At 71.1% G+C, this 19,368-nt stretch carries 16 protein-coding genes; 5 read left to right on the plus strand and 11 right to left on the minus strand.

The features are described 5' to 3' along the window. Positions 1-7: 7 nt before the first annotated feature. On the minus strand, positions 8-748 hold the full coding sequence (bioD, locus tag ABZU91_RS04590) for a dethiobiotin synthase (protein ID WP_355233872.1): 741 nt from the start codon (positions 746-748) through the stop codon (positions 8-10). Continuing rightward, a complete protein-coding gene (locus tag ABZU91_RS04595; protein ID WP_355234795.1) occupies positions 736-1,872 on the minus strand; it encodes an 8-amino-7-oxononanoate synthase in 1,137 nt (378 codons plus the stop codon). The genes bioD and ABZU91_RS04595 overlap by 13 nt, the downstream gene beginning before the upstream one ends. A 290-nt stretch (positions 1,873-2,162) precedes the next feature. On the opposite strand from ABZU91_RS04595, the gene bioB reads away from it, so the two are divergent. From bioB to ABZU91_RS04610, 3 genes are read left to right on the plus strand one after another with little or no spacing between them, the layout of a single operon-like run. Next, the gene (gene bioB, locus ABZU91_RS04600; protein ID WP_355233874.1) at positions 2,163-3,158 is read left to right on the plus strand and encodes a biotin synthase BioB; all 996 of its coding nucleotides are present in this window, start codon (positions 2,163-2,165) and stop codon (positions 3,156-3,158) included. 5 nt (positions 3,159-3,163) lie between these two features. Next, positions 3,164-3,400, plus strand: coding sequence for a hypothetical protein (locus tag ABZU91_RS04605; RefSeq protein ID WP_355233876.1), 237 nt, complete (start codon positions 3,164-3,166; stop codon positions 3,398-3,400). A 4-nt stretch (positions 3,401-3,404) separates the two neighbouring features. Next, on the plus strand, positions 3,405-3,911 hold the full coding sequence (locus ABZU91_RS04610; RefSeq protein WP_355233878.1) for a GNAT family protein: 507 nt from the start codon (positions 3,405-3,407) through the stop codon (positions 3,909-3,911). Between the two features lie 68 nt (positions 3,912-3,979). On the opposite strand, the gene ABZU91_RS04615 is transcribed toward ABZU91_RS04610, so the two are convergent. The 5 genes from ABZU91_RS04615 to ABZU91_RS04635 form a co-directional block, all read right to left on the minus strand. Further along, positions 3,980-6,493: a non-reducing end alpha-L-arabinofuranosidase family hydrolase gene (locus ABZU91_RS04615; protein ID WP_355233880.1), complete on the minus strand. Its 2,514-nt coding sequence runs from the start codon at positions 6,491-6,493 to the stop codon at positions 3,980-3,982. Positions 6,494-6,711: 218 nt separating this feature from the next. Continuing rightward, complete coding sequence (locus ABZU91_RS04620) at positions 6,712-7,077, minus strand: hypothetical protein (protein WP_355233882.1); 366 nt, start codon at positions 7,075-7,077, stop codon at positions 6,712-6,714. Positions 7,078-7,223: 146 nt separating this feature from the next. Next, positions 7,224-10,121 (minus strand): glycoside hydrolase family 9 protein, encoded by a 2,898-nt coding sequence (locus tag ABZU91_RS04625; RefSeq protein WP_355233884.1) that lies wholly within the window; start codon positions 10,119-10,121, stop codon positions 7,224-7,226. 229 nt (positions 10,122-10,350) lie between these two features. Further along, on the minus strand, positions 10,351-11,457 hold the full coding sequence (locus tag ABZU91_RS04630) for a GNAT family N-acetyltransferase (RefSeq protein WP_355233886.1): 1,107 nt from the start codon (positions 11,455-11,457) through the stop codon (positions 10,351-10,353). A gap of 89 nt (positions 11,458-11,546) precedes the next feature. Beyond that, positions 11,547-12,251, minus strand: coding sequence for an amino acid-binding protein (locus tag ABZU91_RS04635; protein WP_355233888.1), 705 nt, complete (start codon positions 12,249-12,251; stop codon positions 11,547-11,549). 145 nt (positions 12,252-12,396) lie between these two features. Here ABZU91_RS04635 and ABZU91_RS04640 point away from each other — a divergent pair, with 145 nt between their 5' ends. Next, a complete protein-coding gene (locus tag ABZU91_RS04640) occupies positions 12,397-13,476 on the plus strand; it encodes a phosphotransferase family protein (protein ID WP_355233890.1) in 1,080 nt (359 codons plus the stop codon). Next, positions 13,476-14,687 (plus strand): acyl-CoA dehydrogenase family protein, encoded by a 1,212-nt coding sequence (locus tag ABZU91_RS04645; protein WP_355233892.1) that lies wholly within the window; start codon positions 13,476-13,478, stop codon positions 14,685-14,687. The genes ABZU91_RS04640 and ABZU91_RS04645 overlap by 1 nt, the downstream gene beginning before the upstream one ends. A gap of 188 nt (positions 14,688-14,875) precedes the next feature. On the opposite strand, the gene ABZU91_RS04650 is transcribed toward ABZU91_RS04645, so the two are convergent. From ABZU91_RS04650 to ABZU91_RS04665, 4 genes are all read right to left on the minus strand, one after another. Further along, positions 14,876-15,922, minus strand: coding sequence for a LacI family DNA-binding transcriptional regulator (locus ABZU91_RS04650; RefSeq protein ID WP_355233894.1), 1,047 nt, complete (start codon positions 15,920-15,922; stop codon positions 14,876-14,878). A gap of 79 nt (positions 15,923-16,001) precedes the next feature. Further along, complete coding sequence (locus ABZU91_RS04655) at positions 16,002-17,435, minus strand: GH1 family beta-glucosidase (protein ID WP_355233896.1); 1,434 nt, start codon at positions 17,433-17,435, stop codon at positions 16,002-16,004. Further along, positions 17,432-18,277: a carbohydrate ABC transporter permease gene (locus ABZU91_RS04660; RefSeq protein WP_234581704.1), complete on the minus strand. Its 846-nt coding sequence runs from the start codon at positions 18,275-18,277 to the stop codon at positions 17,432-17,434. The genes ABZU91_RS04655 and ABZU91_RS04660 overlap by 4 nt, the downstream gene beginning before the upstream one ends. 70 nt (positions 18,278-18,347) lie before the next feature. Beyond that, complete coding sequence (locus ABZU91_RS04665) at positions 18,348-19,334, minus strand: sugar ABC transporter permease (RefSeq protein ID WP_355233898.1); 987 nt, start codon at positions 19,332-19,334, stop codon at positions 18,348-18,350. Positions 19,335-19,368: the final 34 nt, after the last annotated feature.

The following is a 19,368-nucleotide window of genomic DNA, read 5'->3' on the forward strand; positions in this document are numbered from 1 at the left end:
CAGGTGTTCAGCTGCTCTCCTCGGCCCAGACGCGCCAGTCGTCGAGCACCCCGTGCAACGCCGGGGTGAGCCACCCCGGCGCCGAACGCCGGAACACCCCCGGATCGATCGCGCCCGCGCCCGCCGGCACCGCGCCCAGCAGGTTCGGCACCAGGTCGGTCAGGTTCGTCCAGTGCACCAGCTCCGGCGACGCCGGCCAGGCGCCGATCACCACGCCGGCCGGTACCGCCCGACGGTCCAGCGCCTCCAGGGTCAGCGCCGTGTGGTTGAGCGTGCCCAACCCGGCACGGGCCACCACCACCGCGGGCGCGCCGAGGGACACCGCCAGGTCGGCCATCGTCCACGGCTCACCCGACGGCCGTAGGCCCATCGGCACCAGCAGACCACCGGCGCCCTCGACGAGAACCAGGTCGTGCTTGTCCGCCTCCTCGCGGACCGCGTCCACCGCCGCGTACAGCTCCAGCGGCGGCAGGTCCGCGACCCGGGCCGCGGCCAACGGGGCGAGCGGGTCCGGAAAACTCGCCAGGGTACGACCGGTCAGCGGCGCGGCCAGCCGATTGACCACGTCCACGTCACCCGGCTCACCGCCGGCCGTGCCGGTCTGGCCGGGTTTGACCACCGCCACCCGGAGGCCGGCGGCCTGCGCGGCCGCCGCGATGGCCGCCGTGACCACGGTCTTGCCCACCTCGGTGTCGGTACCGGTGACCAGCACCGGCCCCTCCCACGCCGTATCACTCATGGCGCACAATCCACGATGACGTCCAGCGCCCGCTCGAAGTCGGCCCGCGGCACCCCGGCGCTGACGGTCAGGCGCAGCCGGGAGCGGCTGTCCGGGGTCGACGGCGGCCGGAAGCAGCCCACCGCGACACCGCGGTCCCGGCAGTCGGCCGCCCAGGTCGTCGCGGCCTCCGGACCGGGCGCCGCCACCGAGATCACCGCCGCGTCCGGCGCGGAGACGGCCAGCCCGGCCGCGCGCAGTCGACCGACCGCCAGCGCCACCCGGTCGGCAACCTCGGCGCGCAGGTCGTCGCCGGCCCGGGCCAGCCGCAGCGCGGCGTGCACCCCGGCCGCCACGGCCGGCGGCAGCGCGGTGTCGAAGATGAACGTACGACCGGTCTCGACCAGGTGCCGGACGAACTCGGCCGGACCGGCGACGACGCCACCCGCCCCGCCGAGCGCCTTGGACAGGGTGGCGGTGACCACCACGTCCGGTTCGCCGGCCAGACCGGCGGCCGCCACCGCGCCCGCACCGGACGGGCCGGTCACGCCGAGCGCGTGCGCGTCGTCGACGAGCAGCAGCGCGCCGTAGCGGCGGGCGACCGCGTGCAGATCGGCCAGCGGTGCGAGGTCACCGTCGACCGAGAAGACCGACTCGGTGACCACGACCGCCGGGCGTCCCGGCGCCACGGCCAGGGCGGCCGCCACCGCCGTCACGTCGGCGTGCGCGCTGACCACCGTCTCGGCGCCCGAGATCCGGCAGCCGTCGATCAGCGACGCGTGGTTGTGCGCGTCCGAGACGAGCAGGGTCCGGGGCTGCACGAGAGCCCGCAACGCGCCGATGTTCGCCAGGTAGCCGGAGGAGAACACGAGAGCCTGGTCGGTGCCCAGCCACTGCGCCAGCTCGTCCTCCAGGGCGTGGTGCGCGTCGGTCGAGCCGCGCACCAGGCGTGACCCGGTCGCGCCCAACCCGTACGCCGAGAGTGCCGCCGTGGCCGCGGCGGTGACCTCCGGGTGGGTGGCCAGGCCGAGGTAGTCGTTGCCGGCGAGGTCGGTCATCCGGTCGTCGGCGGGACGCGGGAGCAGTCGCCGGGTCAACCCGGCCTTCGCCCTCAACTGCGCGCGACGATCGAGCGCCGCCAGCCAGTCCGCCACCGTCACCCCTTCACCGCCGTCCGCGCCGGTCACGCCGACGTCCGCCGGGCGAAATTACCACCCGCCGCCCGCGACTCGACGAATCCACTCGGTACGCGACGCGCAGCGGCGTCGAACGTCGACCCGACGACATCGGCCACCACGTACCGTCAAAAGATCGTCACTCCTGGTCGCCGTGCGGGTGACGCGCGGCCTGACCTGCGCGGTCGTCCGCCGGGCGCGGCCCGGCGTCCGTCTACGCCGCCGGCAGGTCATACCGGGTGGAGCCGGGGCCTTGTAGGGTACGAGCCATGCCAGAGATCCTCGACCAGGCCCGTACCCAGGTCCTGGGTGACGGCGTCGGCCTCGACCAGGCTGGCGTCCTCGCCGTGCTGAACCTGCCCGACGAGCACCTGCCCGCCGCCCTCCAACTCGCGCACGACGTGCGGATGCGGTGGTGCGGCCCCGAGGTCGAGGTCGAGGGCATCGTCTCGCTGAAGACCGGCGGCTGTCCGGAGGACTGCCACTTCTGCTCGCAGTCCGGTCTGTTCACCTCCCCGGTGCGCTCGGTCTGGCTGGACATCCCGTCGCTTGTCGAGGCCGCGAAGCAGACCGCGAAGACCGGGGCCACCGAGTTCTGCATCGTGGCCGCCGTGCGCGGCCCCGACGAGCGGCTGATGAAGCAGATGCGCGAAGGCGTCGCCGCCATCAAGGCCGAGGTCGACATCCAGGTCGCCGCGTCGCTGGGCATGCTTTCCCAGGAGCAGGTCGACGACCTGGTCGACATGGGTGTGCACCGCTACAACCACAACCTGGAGACCTGCCGGTCGTACTTCCCGAACGTGGTCACCACCCACTCGTGGGAGGAGCGGTGGGAGACGCTGCGCATGGTCCGCGACTCGGGCATGGAGGTGTGCTGCGGCGGCATCCTCGGCCTCGGCGAGACCGTCGAGCAGCGGGCGGAGTTCGCCGCGCAGCTCGCCGAGCTCAACCCGCACGAGGTGCCGCTGAACTTCCTCAACCCGCGCCCCGGCACCCCGCTCGGCGACCGTCCGGTGGTCGAGGGCAAGGACGCGCTGCGGGCCATCGCCGCGTTCCGGCTGGCCATGCCGCGCACCATCCTGCGGTACGCGGGCGGCCGCGAGATCACCCTCGGTGACCTGGGCACCCGCGACGGCCTGCTGGGCGGCATCAACGCGGTGATCGTCGGCAACTACCTGACCACGCTGGGTCGACCGGCGACCGCCGACCTCGACCTGCTGGACGAGCTGAAGATGCCGGTCAAGGCCCTCTCCGCCACGCTGTGACGACCATGACGACGACCTCCGACGCCGAACCGACCCGCGAGGGTCGGTCGGCCACGGCTGCCGTGCTCTGGTGCGACAGGTGCGGCGAGGCGGCGGCAGCCGGCCCCCACCCGGGCTGCGCGACGGCCCGCCAGTTGGAGCCGCCGCGCTACTGCGCGCACTGCCGGCGTCGGATGAAGGTGCAGGTGCTGCCGGTCGGCTGGTCGGCGATCTGCGTCGAGCACGGCGAGATCCGGGGCTGAGCCGATGCTGCACGGGCGGGCGGTGACCCTGCGACCGGCGACGGTCGCGGACGTGCCGGCCCTCGCGGCCATCCGGGCACAGCCGGAGGTACGCCGGTGGTGGCGCGGCGGCGACGACCTGGCCGCGTCCATCCAGGCCGACCTGAACGACGACGACCTCGCCCTGTACGCCATCGAGCACGACGGCAGGGTGATCGGCGCGATCCAGTGGCACTCCGAGCCGGACCCGGATTACCGCCACGCCAGCCTGGACGTGTTCCTCGCTCCCGAGTCACGCGGTGCAGGTCTCGGCGTCGACGCCATCCGCACCCTGGCCCGGCACCTGATCGACGAGTACGGCCACCACCGGTTCACGATTGACCCGGCGGCGGCGAACAGCGCGGCCATCCGGGCGTACGCGAAGGTGGGCTTTCGTCCGGTGGGCATCATGCGCCGCTACGAGCGGGGCGAGGATGGCCGCTGGCACGACGCCCTGCTGATGGACCTGCTCGCCGAGGACCTGTCCGGCTGAGGCGAACGGGCGTGCCCGGCACCGCACGGTGCCGGGCACGCCTCGGTTCTCCATTCTTGGAGTGACGCCTAGCGCTGGAGGGTCAGTACACCCGGCCGCCACGGCAGCCGGTTGTAGTCGCCGCCCGCACCGGGGTCCTTGCCCTGGTACAGCAACTGGAGGTTGCAGGCGTCGACGGTCTTGGTCTGGTCGGGGTTGGTACGGACCAGGTCACCGTGACTGATGTCGTTGGTCCACGTGGCGCCGCTGTTGGCCTTGCCGGCGAAGGGGTTGCTCTCGCTGGCGGCCTGCGGGGTCCACGAGCCGCCCAGGCTGGTGGCCGTGAACGACCGGAAGTAGCGTCCCTGGCTGCCGATCGCCTCCACGATCATCAGGTACTGGTTCTGGCCCTGCACCTTGTAGACCTCGACGCCCTCGAACAGGTTGTTCGTCGAGTCGGTCATGATCGTCGTGTAGGTCGAGCCGAAGCTGCCCGGGAAGTTCCCCAGCGGCATGCTCGACCGGTAGATCTTGCCGTTGTCACCGGCGAAGAACAGGTACATGTTCTGGTCGTCACCGATGAGGGTCTGGTCGATCACCCCGTACGGGGCGTCCGAGAGGGTGGCGGTCGACAGCGTCTGCGCCGAGGACCAGCCGTTGGCGTTGGTCGGGTCGCTCGACGTCTTGTAGCTGAACGAGGTCGGTCCCCACTGGTACGCCAGCACCCAGATGTTCTTCGGGGCGAAGTACAGCAGCGTGGGCGCCACCGTGCCCTGGCTCATCCCGTTCTGGCTGGCCGAGGCCATGTCGGACCAGTTTGTGAACGTGCCGAAGTTCATCGAGCTGTACTGGCCGCTGCTGTTGACGTACGACCCGTAGACCAGGTGCTGGCCGTTGTAGACCACGTTCGTGAAGTCCTTGAGCGAGAGCCAGCCGTTCTTCGGGCTCGTCAGCGCGCCGGTCGACGACCACCGGTAGGTCGACGGGAGCGCGCAGCCACCCGTCGGCGGCGGCGTGGTCGGCGGGGCCGACGTCGGCGGCGGCGTGGTCGGCGGGGCCGACGTCGGCGGCGGCGTGGTCGGCGTGGTGCCGCCGAAGTCGGTCCGCCACTGCTGGTTGGTCTGCCCGTGGCAGTCGTACAGCTGGACCTGCTGACCGTTGCCGGTGCCCCAGACGTCCAGGCAGCGGCCGGACTGCACACCTGTGATGGTGCCGTTGGAGTTGATGTTCCACTGCTGGTTCGCCCCGCTGTTGCAGTCCCAGATGATGATTCCGGTGCCGTTGGCGGTGGCCGCGCCGTTCGCGTCCAGACACTTGCTGCCGTAGACCCGCAACTGCTTGCCGGAGGTGTACGTCCACTGCTGGTTCGACTGACTGTTGCAGTCGTAGAGCTGGACGCGGGTGCCGTTGGTCTGCGTGGAGTTGGGCACGTCGATGCACCGGCCCGACTGCACTCCGACGATCCGGCCGGCACCGCCAGTCGGCGGCGGGCTCGTGGTCGGACTCACGGTCGGGCTGACCGTCGGACTGACGGTCGGGCTCACGGTCGGTCCCGAGGTCGGGGGGGCCGCGTTGAGCGCATTGAGGACGGAGGTGTAGGCGGCCTTCTTGTTGCCGTTGCCGTCGAAGAGCAGCGGGCTCTCGTTCGAGCGCCAGGAGTCGCTGTCGCGTACGCCCCAGACGGTGATGCCGATGCAGCGCGGCACGTTCAGGCACGCCTGGGTGAGCCCGGCGTACTGGGTGGTGGACGAGTTGGTGACGTCGACCTCGGTCAGCGCCACGTCCACGCCGAGCGCGGCGAAGCTGGACAGCGTGGTCTGGAAGTTGCTCGGCAGCGAGCTGCCGCCGGTGAAGTGGGTCTGCAGACCGACGCAGTCGATCGGCACGCCGCGGGACTTGAAGTCCTGGATCATGCGGTAGACGCCCTGCGTCTTGCCGTACGACCAGTTCTCGATGTTGTAGTCGTTGTAGCAGAGCTTGACCGACGGGTCGGCCGCCCGCGCGGTGCGGAACGCCACCTCGATCCAGTCGTTGCCGGTGCCCTGGAGGTTCGAGCTGCGACGGCTGCCGTCCTCGTTGAACGCCTCGTTGACCACGTCCCACGCGGCGAGCTTGCCCCGGTAGTGGCCCATCACGCCGTTGATGTGGTCGATCATCGCCTGACGCAGGCTGCTGCCGTTCAAGCTCTGCATCCACCCCGGCTGTTGCCCGTGCCAGGCCAGGGTGTGCCCACGGACCTTCAGGCCACGCTGGGTCGCCCAGTTGTAGATCTGGTCGCCGGAGGTGAAGTTGAACTGGCCCCGCTGGGGCTCCGTCGCGTCCGGCTTCATCTCGTTCTCAGCGGTGATCATGTCGAACTCACGCGCCGCGATCGTGCTGTACGTCGAGTTGCTGAGCCGGCCCGCCGCGATGGCGGTGCCGAAGTACCGGCCCGACTGCGCGGCGGCCGCGCCGAGCGTGCTCGCTGCGGCGTTCGCCGAGGGCATCATCACCGCGACGGCGGCCACGGTCACGACGCTGAAAGTGCCGGCGAGCAGCGCTCGGACGACGGGCGATCGCCGTCGCCGAGTACCGCCACGATGAACGGATGGGCTTATTGCCATCTCGGCCTCCTTGTTGGCCTGGACCCGGGCCGCCGAGGCGGGACGGCCGGACGTCTCAGTTGAATATTTAACCTAATCGATGTTCATATCACGCCTCCGGCCCGAGCGAGGAGGTTTCGGAAAAGTTTCGGAAATGTGTTGGAGTGGCGCGGCATCGCCGGTTGCCCGGCTGCGGTACCGGCGACGCCAGGCCACAGACTGACGTTGCGCCACCGGAGTCAGCGACGTCGCGGCGTGCGCCGCTTGGCAATCGTGGCGACGACACCGGCGACCAGCGCGGTCAGCACCCCGACCAACTGGATCGCCTGCCCGGTCGCCACATCGGTGCCGTGCCGCCCGAGCAGGTTGTCCACCCCGGTGGGGCTGATCGCGAACCCGACGGCCACAAACAGACCCAGCAGCGCACCCACTGCGGGCGACCAGCGCCACGGGGCGAACGTGACGAAGATGGCGCCTGCCAGCAGGATGATCATGCCGGGCGGTACGGCGACGGGGAACTCGACACCGGCGGCCCACATGACGCCGATGCCTGCGGCGCCGACGAGGAGGCCCGCGATGGTGCACATCCGTGCGGTAACAGTCATGTCGCCACCCTGTCCCGACACGGCCCCGCCCGCGTCGGCCCGGCGACGTCATTCCGAGTACGACAGGCTGCGTACGGCCGTCATGGATCTTGGACAGTTACCGGCCAGCTAACGGTAACTGTCCAAGATCTCAATGCGCGACCGACTCAGGCGACGGCGCAGGTGGTGGTGTTGACGGTGAAGGCCGTCGGCTTCGGGTTGCTGCCGCTGTGCGTGCCGTTGAAGCCGAAGCTCACCGACGCGCCCGGCGCGATCGTGCCGTTGTAGGACAGGTTCGTCGCGGTGACCGCCGCGCCGGACTGGCTGACGGTCGCCGACCAGCCCTGGCTGATCGTCTGCCCGTTGGCGAAGCTGAACCGCAGCGTCCAGCCGTTGATCGCGGCGGTGCCGGTGTTGGTGATCGTCACCGTGGCGGTGAAGCCGGTGTTCCAGTCCGTCGTGGCGTACCCCACCGAGCAGGTGCCGCCGACCGGCGGTGCCGCCGTCGTCACCGCGACCGGCGCGGACGCCGCGGAGGTGTTGCCGGCCGCGTCGACGGCCACCACGTAGAACTGGTACGCCGTGGAGGCCGTCAGCCCGGTCACGGCGAGAGTGCTGCTGGTCGGCGAGCCGACGAGGGCGTCGGTCGTGCCGGCCTCGCGGTAGACCCGGTAACCGGCGACGCCCACGTTGTCGGTGGACGGCGTCCAGGCGAGGGTGAGGCCGGTGGCGGTGACCGCCGAGGCGACAGGTGTGCCGGGCGTGCTCGGCGCGGTCGTGTCGGTGGAGCCGGTCGGCGGCGTGGTCACGGTGAGCGCCGGTGAGGCCGCCGACGTGTTGCCAGCGCCGTCGCGGGCCACGACGGTGAACTCGTACGACGTCGCCGGTAGCAGCGTCGTGATGGTCAACGTCGTGCCGGTGACCGGCCGGACCACGACCGTGTCGCTGTTGACCTGCACCTCGCGGACGTCGTACCCGGCCAGGCCGCTGCCACCGGTGTCGGTGGACGCCGACCAGGTCAGGGTGACCGAGCGGGACGCGAGGTTGGACGCCACCGGCTTGCCCGGGACGCTCGGCGCGGTGGTGTCCGGCACGACCGGCCCCGGCTCGTCACCCCAGACGCGGGTGCTGCCGGCGTAGAGCGGAACCTTGCGGTTCGGGCCGGCGGTAGCCTGGTACGACGGGTCGTTGGTCGGGTCCCAGGTGCCGCCCTCCGGCACGCCGATCTTGAACTGGACCTCCATCCGGTGCGCCGACTGTCCTGCCGGGGCGATGGTGTAACCGGTGCAGTCCACCTCGACGTACCAGATGTCGCCGCTGAACTGCTTGGCGGTGGTCGGGGACGGGCAGCCCTGGGTGTAGCCGGAGGTGACCTGCACCGGGCCGCTGCCGTCGGGCCGGAAGTAGTACCGGAACTTTCCGGTGGTCAGCGCGCGGGCCGGGAACGCCGACTTGTTGTAGATGACCGCCTTGAGCCCGGTGGCCCGGGGCTCGGCCTGCATGACGGTGGTCTCCACGGTCATCTCGTCGATGTCCGGCGTCTCGGCGACCGGGAAGTTCGCCAGCGGGGTGCCGCCGTACTCCGAGGTCAGCCGGACCAGCGCGGACGTGAAGCCGGCGTTGTAGTCGGTGGCCACCTCGTTCATGACGTAGTCCGACCGGCTGTCGCTGTACGCGTCGTTGGCCGAGGACGGGCCGCCGACCAGCGCACCGTAGAGGGTGTGCCGGGTCTCGACGGGCACGGTCTGGCTGTCCCACCACGAGCCGTGCGCGGTGCGGTGGTGCGGGTTCTTCGGTGCGTTGGCGCCGAACCCGATGACGTAGCTGGAGCTGCGCGGATTGTCGCCGAGCGCGTAGTTGATCTGCCGGACGGCGAAGTCGTGGTAGCGCGCCTTGCGCGTGGTGTCGGTGGTCTTGTCGCTGTAGACAAGCGCGGCGAAGGAGGTGTTGGCCGCGTAGCGCAGCGCGCCCCAGGAGTCGAGCACGGCCATCCCACCGGGCGAGTACGGCACCCGCTGGCCGTTCACGCCGACGGTCCAGTAGTCCAGCCAGCGGTTGGCGTCGTCGACGTACTTCTGCTTGCCGGTCAGATTGGCCAGCAGCACGTACGCGCCGAACTGCTTGTTGTCCCAGGCGATCGTCCACTTGTAAGAGCGGGTCGTGGACTGCGGCTCGGTGCCGAGCTTGTCGTACTCACTCTCGGCCTTGGTCAGGTAGCTCGCGTCGCCGGTGGCCCGGTAGAGCCAGATGGCGGCCCACACCAGCTCGTCCTGGTAGCCGCTCCACGACTTGTAGAACGAGGCCGCGTCGGTGATGCACTCGCTGTACGCCTTCCGCACGGTGTCGGCGAACGTGTAGAGCTGCCGCGCGTGGGTGAGCAGTTTGTCCGCGTAGGTCGCGTCGGTGGGCCGGAACACCATCGACGAGGCGGCCATCGCGGCCGCCGTCTCCCCCGCCAGGTCCGCGCCGCCACAGCTCGCATCGATCTTGTACGCGGGCCGCGCCATCGGCAGCACCTCGGCCGGGCCCCACCACTTGTGGTCGTCGTCGCCCTTGCCGACCTGTCCGTAGAGGACGTTCGCCGACGGGTGCGCCTTGATGAAGTAGTCGTTGACGAAGCGCAGGTTGTTGAGCAGGTGCGGGAGCTGGCCGGAGGCGCTGTAGCCGCTGCGGTACTCCACCGCGCCCCAGGCGAGCATGGTGGCGCTGAACGCCATCGGGAAGCCGAACTTCACGTGGTCACCGGCGTCGTACCAGCCGCCGGTGAGGTCGACGCCCGTGCCGGCGCCGTCGGTGAGGGCGCTGTCGCCGCGCCAGGAGACCCGGTTCCAGTCGGGCAGCTCACCGGACTGCTGCGCCTCGTAGAACAGCAGCGACTTCTGCAACGCCTCGGCGTAGTTGAAGGACGGCGCGGCGGACGCGGGCCCGGGCGTCGGCGCGGCGACCGCGAGGGACACACCGGTGAGCAGGGCGACGCCGGCGGCCAGCAACCGTCGGGGCCAGGGCTGGTCGGCGGCGGGCGACCGGCCGGGGTGGCCGGTCAACGGCCGGGTCAGGTGGCGCATGAACGGCTCCTGTTCACCAGGCGCCGCCGGCGGTCGCACCAACGCGGGACGGCGTGGGGCGGCACGGCCACCGGCGACAGCGGGGGTGGCGGTGTGACCATGGGCCGTGGAAGCGCTCCCATGGATATCCGACAATGTAATGTGCGCCTCGTCGATTGGGAAGCCCATGCCGCACCCCGACCCCGTCACGCCTACCGGCGTGACGGGGACACGCGCGCCGATCACACGATCAACGCGTCACCTGGTCCACGGGCGTCCGCGAACCCTCCGATCCGGCCGGCGACAGGAAGACGCCCCGGCGCGCGGCCGGGACGGCAACCGCCAGCGGCAGGGTCAGGGTGAGCAGACCGGCGTCCCGCTGCACCGAGCTGGGCCGGTCCAGCCGGCGCAGCGTCCGCAGCATCGGTGCGTTGTCCGCCCGCACGTGCAGCACCAGCGCCGCGTACCCGGCCCGGTCGGCGTGTGACACCAGCCGGCGCAGCAGGGCCGAACCCAGGCCACGGCGCTGCCAGTCGTCGCGTACCAGAAGCGCCGCCTCGGCCTCGTCGCCCTCACCGAGCAGGTTCGCCATGGCGACCACCGTGCCGTCCCCGTCGGTCGTCGTGGCGACCAGGGTGAGCCCTCGCGTCGGCTCCAGCAGACGGCGCAGCCGGTCCTGCCGCGGCAGTGCCGCCCCGCTCAGGTAGCGCCGCTCCCGGCTGCGCGGGGAGCAGCCCTCGTGCAGCTCCAGCACACCCGCCAGGTCGTCCGCGCTCGCCGGCCGCACCGCCACCTCGGCATCGTCGGGCAGCACCAGGGTGACCTGCTCGGCGGCTCGACGGGTGACCGTGGCCGCCAGCTCGACCAGGGCCTGCGCCCGGGCGTACTCCGCCGGGGTGAAGGCGGGCGCGGCCCGGCGCAGCGCGAACGAACCGCCCGCCGGATCGGCCAGGAGCATTCTCGTGTCGGCGATGCCCCGGTCGTCGCCGGTCGCCGCCGGTCGCCAGCTCACCGAGTCCGCGCCGAGCAAAGTACGCAGTGCCTCACCCGTCGCGTCCGGGTCGCGCACGAGCCGATTGGCCAGCCCGAGCACGCGGGTCGGCTGGTCGGCCAGGCCGCGCGCCTCGCTGCGCGCCACCCAGCAGTCCCGCCCGCGACCCCGCTCGACGGCGGCGATCAGTTCGGCCTCGTCGAGCGCGTCCGGCGCGTCGACCAGGAAGTCGTCCACCGCGCCCTGCTCGGTGGGCTGCACCTGCACGGTGAGGATGTTGACCCCGCGCAGCGCGAGGCTCGCCGTGAGGACCGACAGGTAACCCGGCCGGTCGTCCACTGTCGCTCGGATCCGCCACAACGTCATGGTTGGCTCCCTTCCCACCCCAGAGCCTCGCCCGCGGCTGTTGCCGTCCGGTTGCTCGCCGGTGTCGACCCGGGAACTCCTCGCGCTGGTCAGGAGGGGCCGGCGACCACCGGTGGCGTGCCGACCAGGTCCAGTCGGTCGCCGAGGATCACCGCGCTGGCCCGCACGAGTTGGGTGAGCCGGTCGACCTCGGTGCTGTGGAAACCCGCGGCGCACAGGGTCTCGTTGTGCTCGCGCGCGACCACCAGCACCAGGCCCGCCCGGCCGAACGGGGCGATCGCGTGGTGGGTGCCGTCGGGCGTGGTCATCGACCGGCCGCGCAGCGGAGTCACCTCCGGCAACCGCGGCGGTACGGGAGCGCGCCAGCTCGCGTGACCCACCGTCGCCCCGCCGCCCCCGCTGCGCGACGCCCAGTCCACCGGGACCACCGCGGCGACCGCCCAGTCGGCCGCCAGCAGCCCCGGCACGGCGTCGACAAGGGTGGCCAGCCCATCGGCCGGGTTGGCCGCGACCTGGGCCAGCAGCTCCGCGTCCTGACCGGTGGTGGTGGGCGCGCCGATCGCCCGCCACACCCCGTCCACCCGTACACCCGGGATCGCCGCGAGGCCGGCCAGCAGGCGCTCCACCCGGGCCGCGCCCGGCCACACCACAGTGAAGTCGTCCACCGCGCGCCCGCCGAGACGCTCCAGGACCACCACCTGCACGATGTCCGCGCCGGAGACACCCAGCGTGCGGGCGACCTGGCCGAGGGTGCCCGGACGGTCCGGCAGGGTGACCCGAACTCGCAGCAACATGTCTGTCCCTCCGCTCGGCGGGCCGGCGACGGCCGGCAGGCTGACAACAGCCTGGTGGTTGACCATTTCGTCCCTGTTGCAGAGGCATGTCCCGAGGGGAAAATCTGACCTTGACAACGTGAGCGGGCTGCCATGAACTAGTCGGATGACCGATCCGGCCGCCAGCGCGCTCCGGCCGGGCGCTGTCCCGGCCGCCCCCGCCGGCGTCGACCTCGACCGGCTCGCCGACTACCTGGCGACGCACCGCCCCGAGCTGGCCGCGGGGCCGATGCGGGCCCAGTTGATCGCCGGCGGCAAGTCCAACCTCACCTACCTGCTGCGCCTCGGCGACCGCGAGGTCGTGCTGCGCCGCCCACCGCTCGGGCACGTGCTGGCCACCGCGCACGACATGGCCCGCGAGTTCCGGGTCATCTCGGCGCTGGCGCCCACCGAGGTACCGGTGCCCGGCGCGCTGCTGCTCTGCACCGACACCGACGTCCTCGGCGCACCGTTCTACCTGATGGAACGCGTACCCGGCGAGGTGTTCCGGACCCGCGCCCAGACCGACCCACTCGGGGACGAGCGACGCCGGGCCCTCGCCATGGCGATGATGGACACCCTGGCCGCGCTGCACACCGTCGACCCGGCCACCGTCGGGCTCGCCGACTTCGGCCGCCCCGAGGGCTACCTTGCCCGGCAGGTCCGCCGCTGGGCCGGCCAGCTCGACCGCTCGCGCAGCCGCGACCTGCCCGGCATCGACGAGCTGCGCGACAGGCTCGCCGCGACCGCCCCGGAGGGCGCCAACGCGGGCCGCATCGTGCACGGCGACTACCGCCTCGACAACCTCCTCGCCTCCGCCGACCCGGTGGCCGTGCACGCCGTCCTCGACTGGGAGATGGCCACCCTCGGCGACCCCCTCGCCGACCTGGGACTGCTGCTGACGTACTGGGACGTGCTGGGTGACAGCGACACCGCCGCCGGCAACCCCGTCGCCGACGGCCTCGGCCCACGCGCCGGCTTCCCCACCGGCGCCGAGCTGATCGACAGGTACGCCGGGCGCAGCGACGTCGACGTCGGGCCGCTGCACTGGCACGTCGCGCTGGGCTGCTTCAAGCTCGCGGTCATCTGCGAGGGCATCCACTACCGCCACACGCTCGGGCAGACGCTCGGCGAGGGCTTCGACCGGATCGGCGAGATGGTGGCACCGCTGGTCGCGTACGGACTGACCGCCGCCAGGGAGCGGTGATGGACTTCGCGTACGACGCCCGGACCGAGGAGCTGCGCGAGGAGCTGACCCGGTTCCTGACCGAGCACGTCTACCCGGCCGAGCCGGTGCACGCCGAGCAGGTCGCCGTGGGTGACCCGTGGTCGCGTACCCCGGTGTTGGCCGAACTGAAGGCCGAGGCCCGCAAGCGCGGCCTGTGGAACCTGTTCCTGCCCGACCCGCGCTACGGCGCCGGCCTGACCAACCTCCAGTACGCCCCGCTCGCCGAGCTGACCGGGCGCAGCCCGCACCTCGCGCCCGAGGCCGTCAACTGCGCGGCACCGGACACGGGCAACATGGAGCTGTTGGCCGAGTTCGGCTCGGACGCCCAGCGCGAGCGGTGGCTCATGCCGTTGCTGGAGGGGGAGATCCGCTCCGCCTTCTGCATGACCGAGCCGGAGGTCGCCTCCTCCGACGCCACCAACATCGCCACCCGGATCACCCGCGACGGCGACGAGTACGTCATCAACGGCCGCAAGTGGTGGTCGTCCGGCGCGATGGACCCGCGGTGCGAGATCTTCATCGTGATGGGCAAGACCGACCCGGACGCCGACCGGCACCGCCAGCAGAGCATGGTGCTCGTCCCCCGCGACACCCCCGGGGTGACCGTCCGCCGGGGCATGACCGTCTTCGGCTACACCGACGGCTCACACGGCGGGCATGCCGAGATCGACTTCACCGACGTACGGGTGCCGGCGGACAATCTCATCGGCGCCGAGGGCACCGGCTTCGCCATCGCCCAGGCCCGGCTCGGCCCGGGCCGCATCCACCACTGCATGCGGTTGATCGGAATGGCCGAGCGGGCATTGGAGCTACTCTGCCGCCGCGCGAACGAACGGATCGCGTTCGGCCGACCGCTCGCCGAGCAGGGCGTGGTCCGGGAGTGGATCGCCGAGTCCCGGGTCCGCATCGAACAGGCCCGCCTGCTGGTGCTCAAGACCGCGTGGCTGATGGACACCGTCGGCAACAAGGGCGCACACACCGAGATCCAGGCCATCAAGATCGGCACGCCGGCGATGGCCGAGTGGGTGATCGACAAGGCCATCCAGGGGTACGGCGGCGCGGGCGTCAGCCAGGACACGCCCCTGGCCGCCCTCTGGGCGCAGACCCGCACCCTCCGCCTCGCCGACGGCCCCGACGAGGTCCACCGCAACTCCCTGGCCAAACGCGAACTCCGCCGCTGGCTCCCCTAACCCCACCCCCCACCCCTCACCCCCCGCCCCTCCCGGGCCCCCGCCCCACCCCACGTCGATCTTGCACTTTCTGTCGACGGGTCGCGGGGATTGCCCGTTATGTCGCCACAGCAAGTGCAAGATCGACGGGGGTGGGGGCGGGAGTATCGACGGGGGTGGGGTGGGGTGGGGGTGGGGTGGGGTGGGGGTTAGGCGCTGGCGCGGTGGACCAACTGGGTGTCCAGGAGGATGTGGGGGGCGGGCAGGTCGTCGCCGCGGATGCGGGCGACCAGCAGTCGGGCCATCTGCCGGCCCATCTCCTCCACCGGCTGGTACACCGAGGTCAGGGGTGGCTCCGCCTGCCGGGCGATCGGCGCGTCGTCGAAACCGATCACGGCGACGTCCTGCGGAACACGCCGACCGGCGTCGCGCAGGGTACGCAACGCACCGAACGCCATCAGGTCGGACGCGACGAAGACGGCGTCCAGGTCCGGGCAGGCGTCCAGCAGCCGACGCATGGCGGTCGCCCCGCTGCCCTCGCTGAAGTCGCCGTACGCGATCAGGTCGGGGTTGACGCCGACGCCGGTGGCCTTGACGGCCTCGGTGTAGCCGGCCAGTCGGGCCAGGCCGGCGCCCATGTCCTGCGGACCGGCGATGGTGGCGATCCGCCGCCGGCCCTGGCCGGTCAGGTACTCCACCGCCTGCCGCGCGCCGCCAACGTTGTCCACGTCGACGAACCACGCCGGCTGGGCACCGGGTTGCAGCATCCGGGCCGGTCGACCACCGAGCACCGCGGGCAGGCCGCGCTCCTCCAGAAGGGTGGGCAGCGGGTCGGAGTCGTGCAGCGACAGCAGCAGTACGCCGTCGACGTGCTGGTTGGTGAGGTGGTGCTCGACGCGCTCCCGCTCGACCGGCGACTGGGCCATCGCCAGCCAGAGCTGCATGGGCGTCTCCAGCAGACCGGAGCTGATCCCCCGCACGATCGCCGCGAAGAACGGCTCGGTGAAGACCCGCTCCCCGGATTCGGACACCACCAGGGCGACGGAGTCGGTCCGCTGGGTGACCAGCGCTCGGGCGGCGCGGTTCGGCACGTACCCCAGCTCGGCGATGGCCTGCTGGACCGCGGCCCGGGCCTCCGGGCTGACCTGGGGCGAGCCGTTGACCACGCGCGAGACCGTGCCCCGACCCACGCCGGCGCGCGCCGCGACCGCGTCGAGGGTCGGGCGCCCGAGCGAGCGGGTGCGCTGCGTTGTCATCGTCTGCTCCTCCGACGGCGGGCGGACCCGGCCCCACCCGAGGATGGACGCCGGGACCGCCCTGATGGCTGGCCCGAGCCTATTGTGCGGCCAGACCGTTGCGTCGGATCACCGAGGCGTACCACCTGGCGCTGGACTTGGGGATGCGAAGCTGGCTGTCGTAGTCCACGTGGATCATGCCGAAGCGCTTGGTGTAACCCCAGGCCCACTCGAAATTATCCATCAGTGACCAGGCGAAGTATCCCCGCAGGGGTACTCCGGCGTTGATCGCCTCGTGGCAGGCCCGCAGGTGGGCATCGAAGTAGGCCAGCCGGTCGACGTCGTCGACCTGCCCGTCGACGACGGTGTCGACGAACGCGGAACCGTTCTCGGTGACGTACAGGGGCAGGTCGGTGTACTCCTCGTGCACCCGCTGGAGCGTCTCCACCAGGCCCGGGGCGTCGATCTCCCAGTTCATGTCGGTGACCGGGACGCCCCGGGTGACGAACCGGACGTCCTCGCTGCCCGGCCAGCAGGAGGGTGCCCGCCAGTACGGCTCGGGCTCGGCGCCCTCGATCGGCGCGGCGACCACGTGCCGGCTGTAGTAGTTGATCCCGACCAGGTCCAGCGGCGTGGAGATGGTCGCCAGGTCGCCGTCGCGGACGTGGTCGAAGTCGGTGACCGTGCGCAGGTCGGCCACCAGGTCCTCCGGGTACGACCCGCGCAGCAGCGGGTCGAGGAAGAAGCGGTTGGCCAGCCCGTCGATCCGGCGGGCCGCATCGACGTCGGCGGGGGCGTCGGTGGCCGCGTCGACCGGGTACAGGTTGACGGTCACGCCCACCTCGGCCGTGGGCCGGACGGCCCGCAGCGCCTGCACGGCCAGGCCGTGCCCGAGCATCAGGTGGTGACCGGCGCGGACCGAGTCCGCACCGTTCGACCGCCCGGGGGCGTGCACGCCGGAGCCGTACCCGAGGAACGCCGAGCACCACGGCTCGTTCAGCGTCGTCCAGTAGCGCACCCGGTCGCCGAGCGCGTCGGCGACGAGCGTGGTGTAGTCGGCGAAGCGGGCGGCGGTGTCCCGCGACGGCCAGCCGCCGGCGTCCTCCAGCTCCTGGGGCAGGTCCCAGTGGTAGAGGGTGAGCCACGGCTCGATGTCGTGGGCCAGCAGGTCGTCGACGAGCCGCCGGTAGAAGTCCAGGCCCTGCGGGTTGGCCGCGCCCGTGCCACCGGGCTGTACCCGGGGCCAGGAGACCGAGAAACGGTACGACTTCAGGCCCAGCTCGGCCATCAACGCGACGTCGTCACCGAGCCGGTGGTAGTGGTCGCAGGCCACGTCGCCGGTGTGCCCGTTGACCACCCGGCCCTCGGTGTGGCTGAAGGTGTCCCAGATCGACGGGGTGCGGCCGTCCTCGGCCGCCGCCCCCTCGATCTGGTAGGCCGCGGTCGCGGCTCCCCACAGGAAGCCGGGCGGAAAGGTCAGCCCGGAACGCTCGTCGAGGAGGTCGACGGCGGATGGGCTGGCGGTGTTGCTCACGACTTGACGGCACCTTCCATGATCCCGCCAATGATCTGGCGGCCGAACAGAACGAAGACGATGAACAGCGGAAGGGTCGCGATGAGCGTACCCGCGAAAATCTGAGAATTGTCCGCGAAATATGCGGTGTTCAGACTGCGCAGCGAGATCTGCACGGTCGGGTTGGCCGGGTCGGCGAGCACCACGAAGGGCCAGAAGAACTGGTTCCACTGCTCCATGAAGGTGAGCAGCCCGAGCACCGCCGCCGCCGGTCGCAGCGCCGGCACCACCACGTGCCAGTAGACACGCCAGGTGGAGCAGCCGTCGACGCGTGCCGCCTCGATCAGCTCGTTGGGCACCGCCTGCTCGGCGTACTGACGCATCATGAAGATGCCGAAGCCGCCGATCAGGAACGGCACCGTCACCGACGGCATCGTGTTCAGCCATTCCAGCTTCGCCATCAGGATGTACAGCGGAAGCACGCCGAGCTGAATCGGAATCATCATCGAGGCCAGGATGATGAGCAACAGCGCGTTCTTGCCGCGGAAGCGCAGCTTCGCGAAGGCGAACCCGGCGAGCGAGCCGAAGAACACGGTCGCCACCGTGATCGTGCCCGACACCAGGAACGAGTTCATCAGGCCCTTGACGATGTTGGCGTCGCCGTTGTCGAGCACCCGCTGGATGTTCTCGCCCAGCTTGCCGCCCGGCAGGAACGGCGGCGGCCAGGAGTTCGCCGCGTCGCTGGTGCGCGAGGCGATGACGATCATCCAGTAGAACGGGAAGAGCGACAGGATGACGCCGAGGACGAGCCCGAACCAGGTCAGTGGGCTGGCCGTCCAGAGTTTCTCCGCCCGGTGGCGGATGCCGGCGCGATCGGCCGGTGGCCGGACCGGCGGCGGTCGCAGAGTGGTACTGGTCATGGGAGGGCCACCCTCACTTGTCGGAGCTGATGCGGCGGGCCAGCAGGTAGTTGAGGAACGAGACGGACGCGATCAGCAGGAACAGCACCAGGGCGACGGCGCCCGCGTAACCCCACCGGAACCGCTGGTTCATGACGTCCAGCAGGTACATCGTGATCGTCTGGAACTGCCCCTCCGTGCCGCCGGAGAGCGCGCCCGAGCCACTGGTGAACATCAGCGGCTCGGTGAAGAGCTGCAGGCCACCGATGGTCGAGATGATCAGCGTGAAGATGATGGTGGGACGCAGCTGCGGGATGGTGATCGACCAGAACTGGCGGCGCTGCGACGCGCCGTCGAGAGCGGCCGCCTCGTAGACGTCCTTGCTGATCGACTGCATCGCCGCGAGGTAGATCAGGGCGTTGTAGCCCACCCACCGCCAGTCGACCATCGTGGCGATGGCGAACCAGGAGGCGAAGCGGTTGGCCCGCCAGTCGATGGGGCCGACGCCGACCAGGTCGAGCAGCCAGTTCATCAGGCCGAAGTCGCGGGCGTAGATCATCGAGAAGATGAGCGCCACCACGGCGGTCGAGGTGATGATCGGCATCGCGATGGCCAGTCGGAAGAACATCTGGCCGCGGATGCGCCGGTTCAGCGCGTTCGCCAGCAGCAGCGCGATGATCAGCTGCGGGATGGTGGAGAGCGCGAACATCCCGAAGGTGTTCACGACCGCGTTCCAGAACTGCGGGTCGTTCGTGAACAGCTCGACGAAGTTGTCCAGACCGACGAAGCTGATCGTCGCGTTCATCGGTGACCGGTCGGTCATCGCGATCCAGAACGTGTAGACGATCGGGTAGACGCCGAAGATCGCGAAGAGCACGAAGAACGGCAGGACGAAGACGTACGGGGTGAAGCGCAGGTCCAGCCGGTTCAACTGCCGGCGGCGCGCCGTTGAGTGCCGTGGCGCCGGGCGTGGCCCGCGGGCCGACGCGCCCGGTGGCGCGGGGGTCTTCAGGGAGCTCATGAGCGGTCCTTCACACTCGGCGGCGCCATCGTGG

The organism is Micromonospora sp. NPDC005174 (genome assembly GCF_040608495.1).
Taxonomy (GTDB): domain Bacteria; phylum Actinomycetota; class Actinomycetes; order Mycobacteriales; family Micromonosporaceae; genus Micromonospora.

What these genes read in the sequence shown, in the direction of transcription:
- ABZU91_RS04635 (WP_355233888.1), bottom strand. Translation starts at nt 12,251, where the DNA reads ATGTTGCTGCGAGTTCGGGTCACCCTGCCGGACCGTCCGGGCACCCTC.
- ABZU91_RS04625 (WP_355233884.1), bottom strand. Translation starts at nt 10,121, where the DNA reads ATGCGCCACCTGACCCGGCCGTTGACCGGCCACCCCGGCCGGTCGCCC.
- bioB (WP_355233874.1), top strand. Translation starts at nt 2,163, where the DNA reads ATGCCAGAGATCCTCGACCAGGCCCGTACCCAGGTCCTGGGTGACGGC.
- ABZU91_RS04605 (WP_355233876.1), top strand. Translation starts at nt 3,164, where the DNA reads ATGACGACGACCTCCGACGCCGAACCGACCCGCGAGGGTCGGTCGGCC.
- ABZU91_RS04620 (WP_355233882.1), bottom strand. Translation starts at nt 7,077, where the DNA reads ATGACTGTTACCGCACGGATGTGCACCATCGCGGGCCTCCTCGTCGGC.
- ABZU91_RS04630 (WP_355233886.1), bottom strand. Translation starts at nt 11,457, where the DNA reads ATGACGTTGTGGCGGATCCGAGCGACAGTGGACGACCGGCCGGGTTAC.
- ABZU91_RS04640 (WP_355233890.1), top strand. Translation starts at nt 12,397, where the DNA reads ATGACCGATCCGGCCGCCAGCGCGCTCCGGCCGGGCGCTGTCCCGGCC.
- ABZU91_RS04665 (WP_355233898.1), bottom strand. Translation starts at nt 19,334, where the DNA reads ATGAGCTCCCTGAAGACCCCCGCGCCACCGGGCGCGTCGGCCCGCGGG.
- ABZU91_RS04650 (WP_355233894.1), bottom strand. Translation starts at nt 15,922, where the DNA reads ATGACAACGCAGCGCACCCGCTCGCTCGGGCGCCCGACCCTCGACGCG.
- ABZU91_RS04615 (WP_355233880.1), bottom strand. Translation starts at nt 6,493, where the DNA reads ATGGCAATAAGCCCATCCGTTCATCGTGGCGGTACTCGGCGACGGCGA.
- ABZU91_RS04610 (WP_355233878.1), top strand. Translation starts at nt 3,405, where the DNA reads ATGCTGCACGGGCGGGCGGTGACCCTGCGACCGGCGACGGTCGCGGAC.
- ABZU91_RS04645 (WP_355233892.1), top strand. Translation starts at nt 13,476, where the DNA reads ATGGACTTCGCGTACGACGCCCGGACCGAGGAGCTGCGCGAGGAGCTG.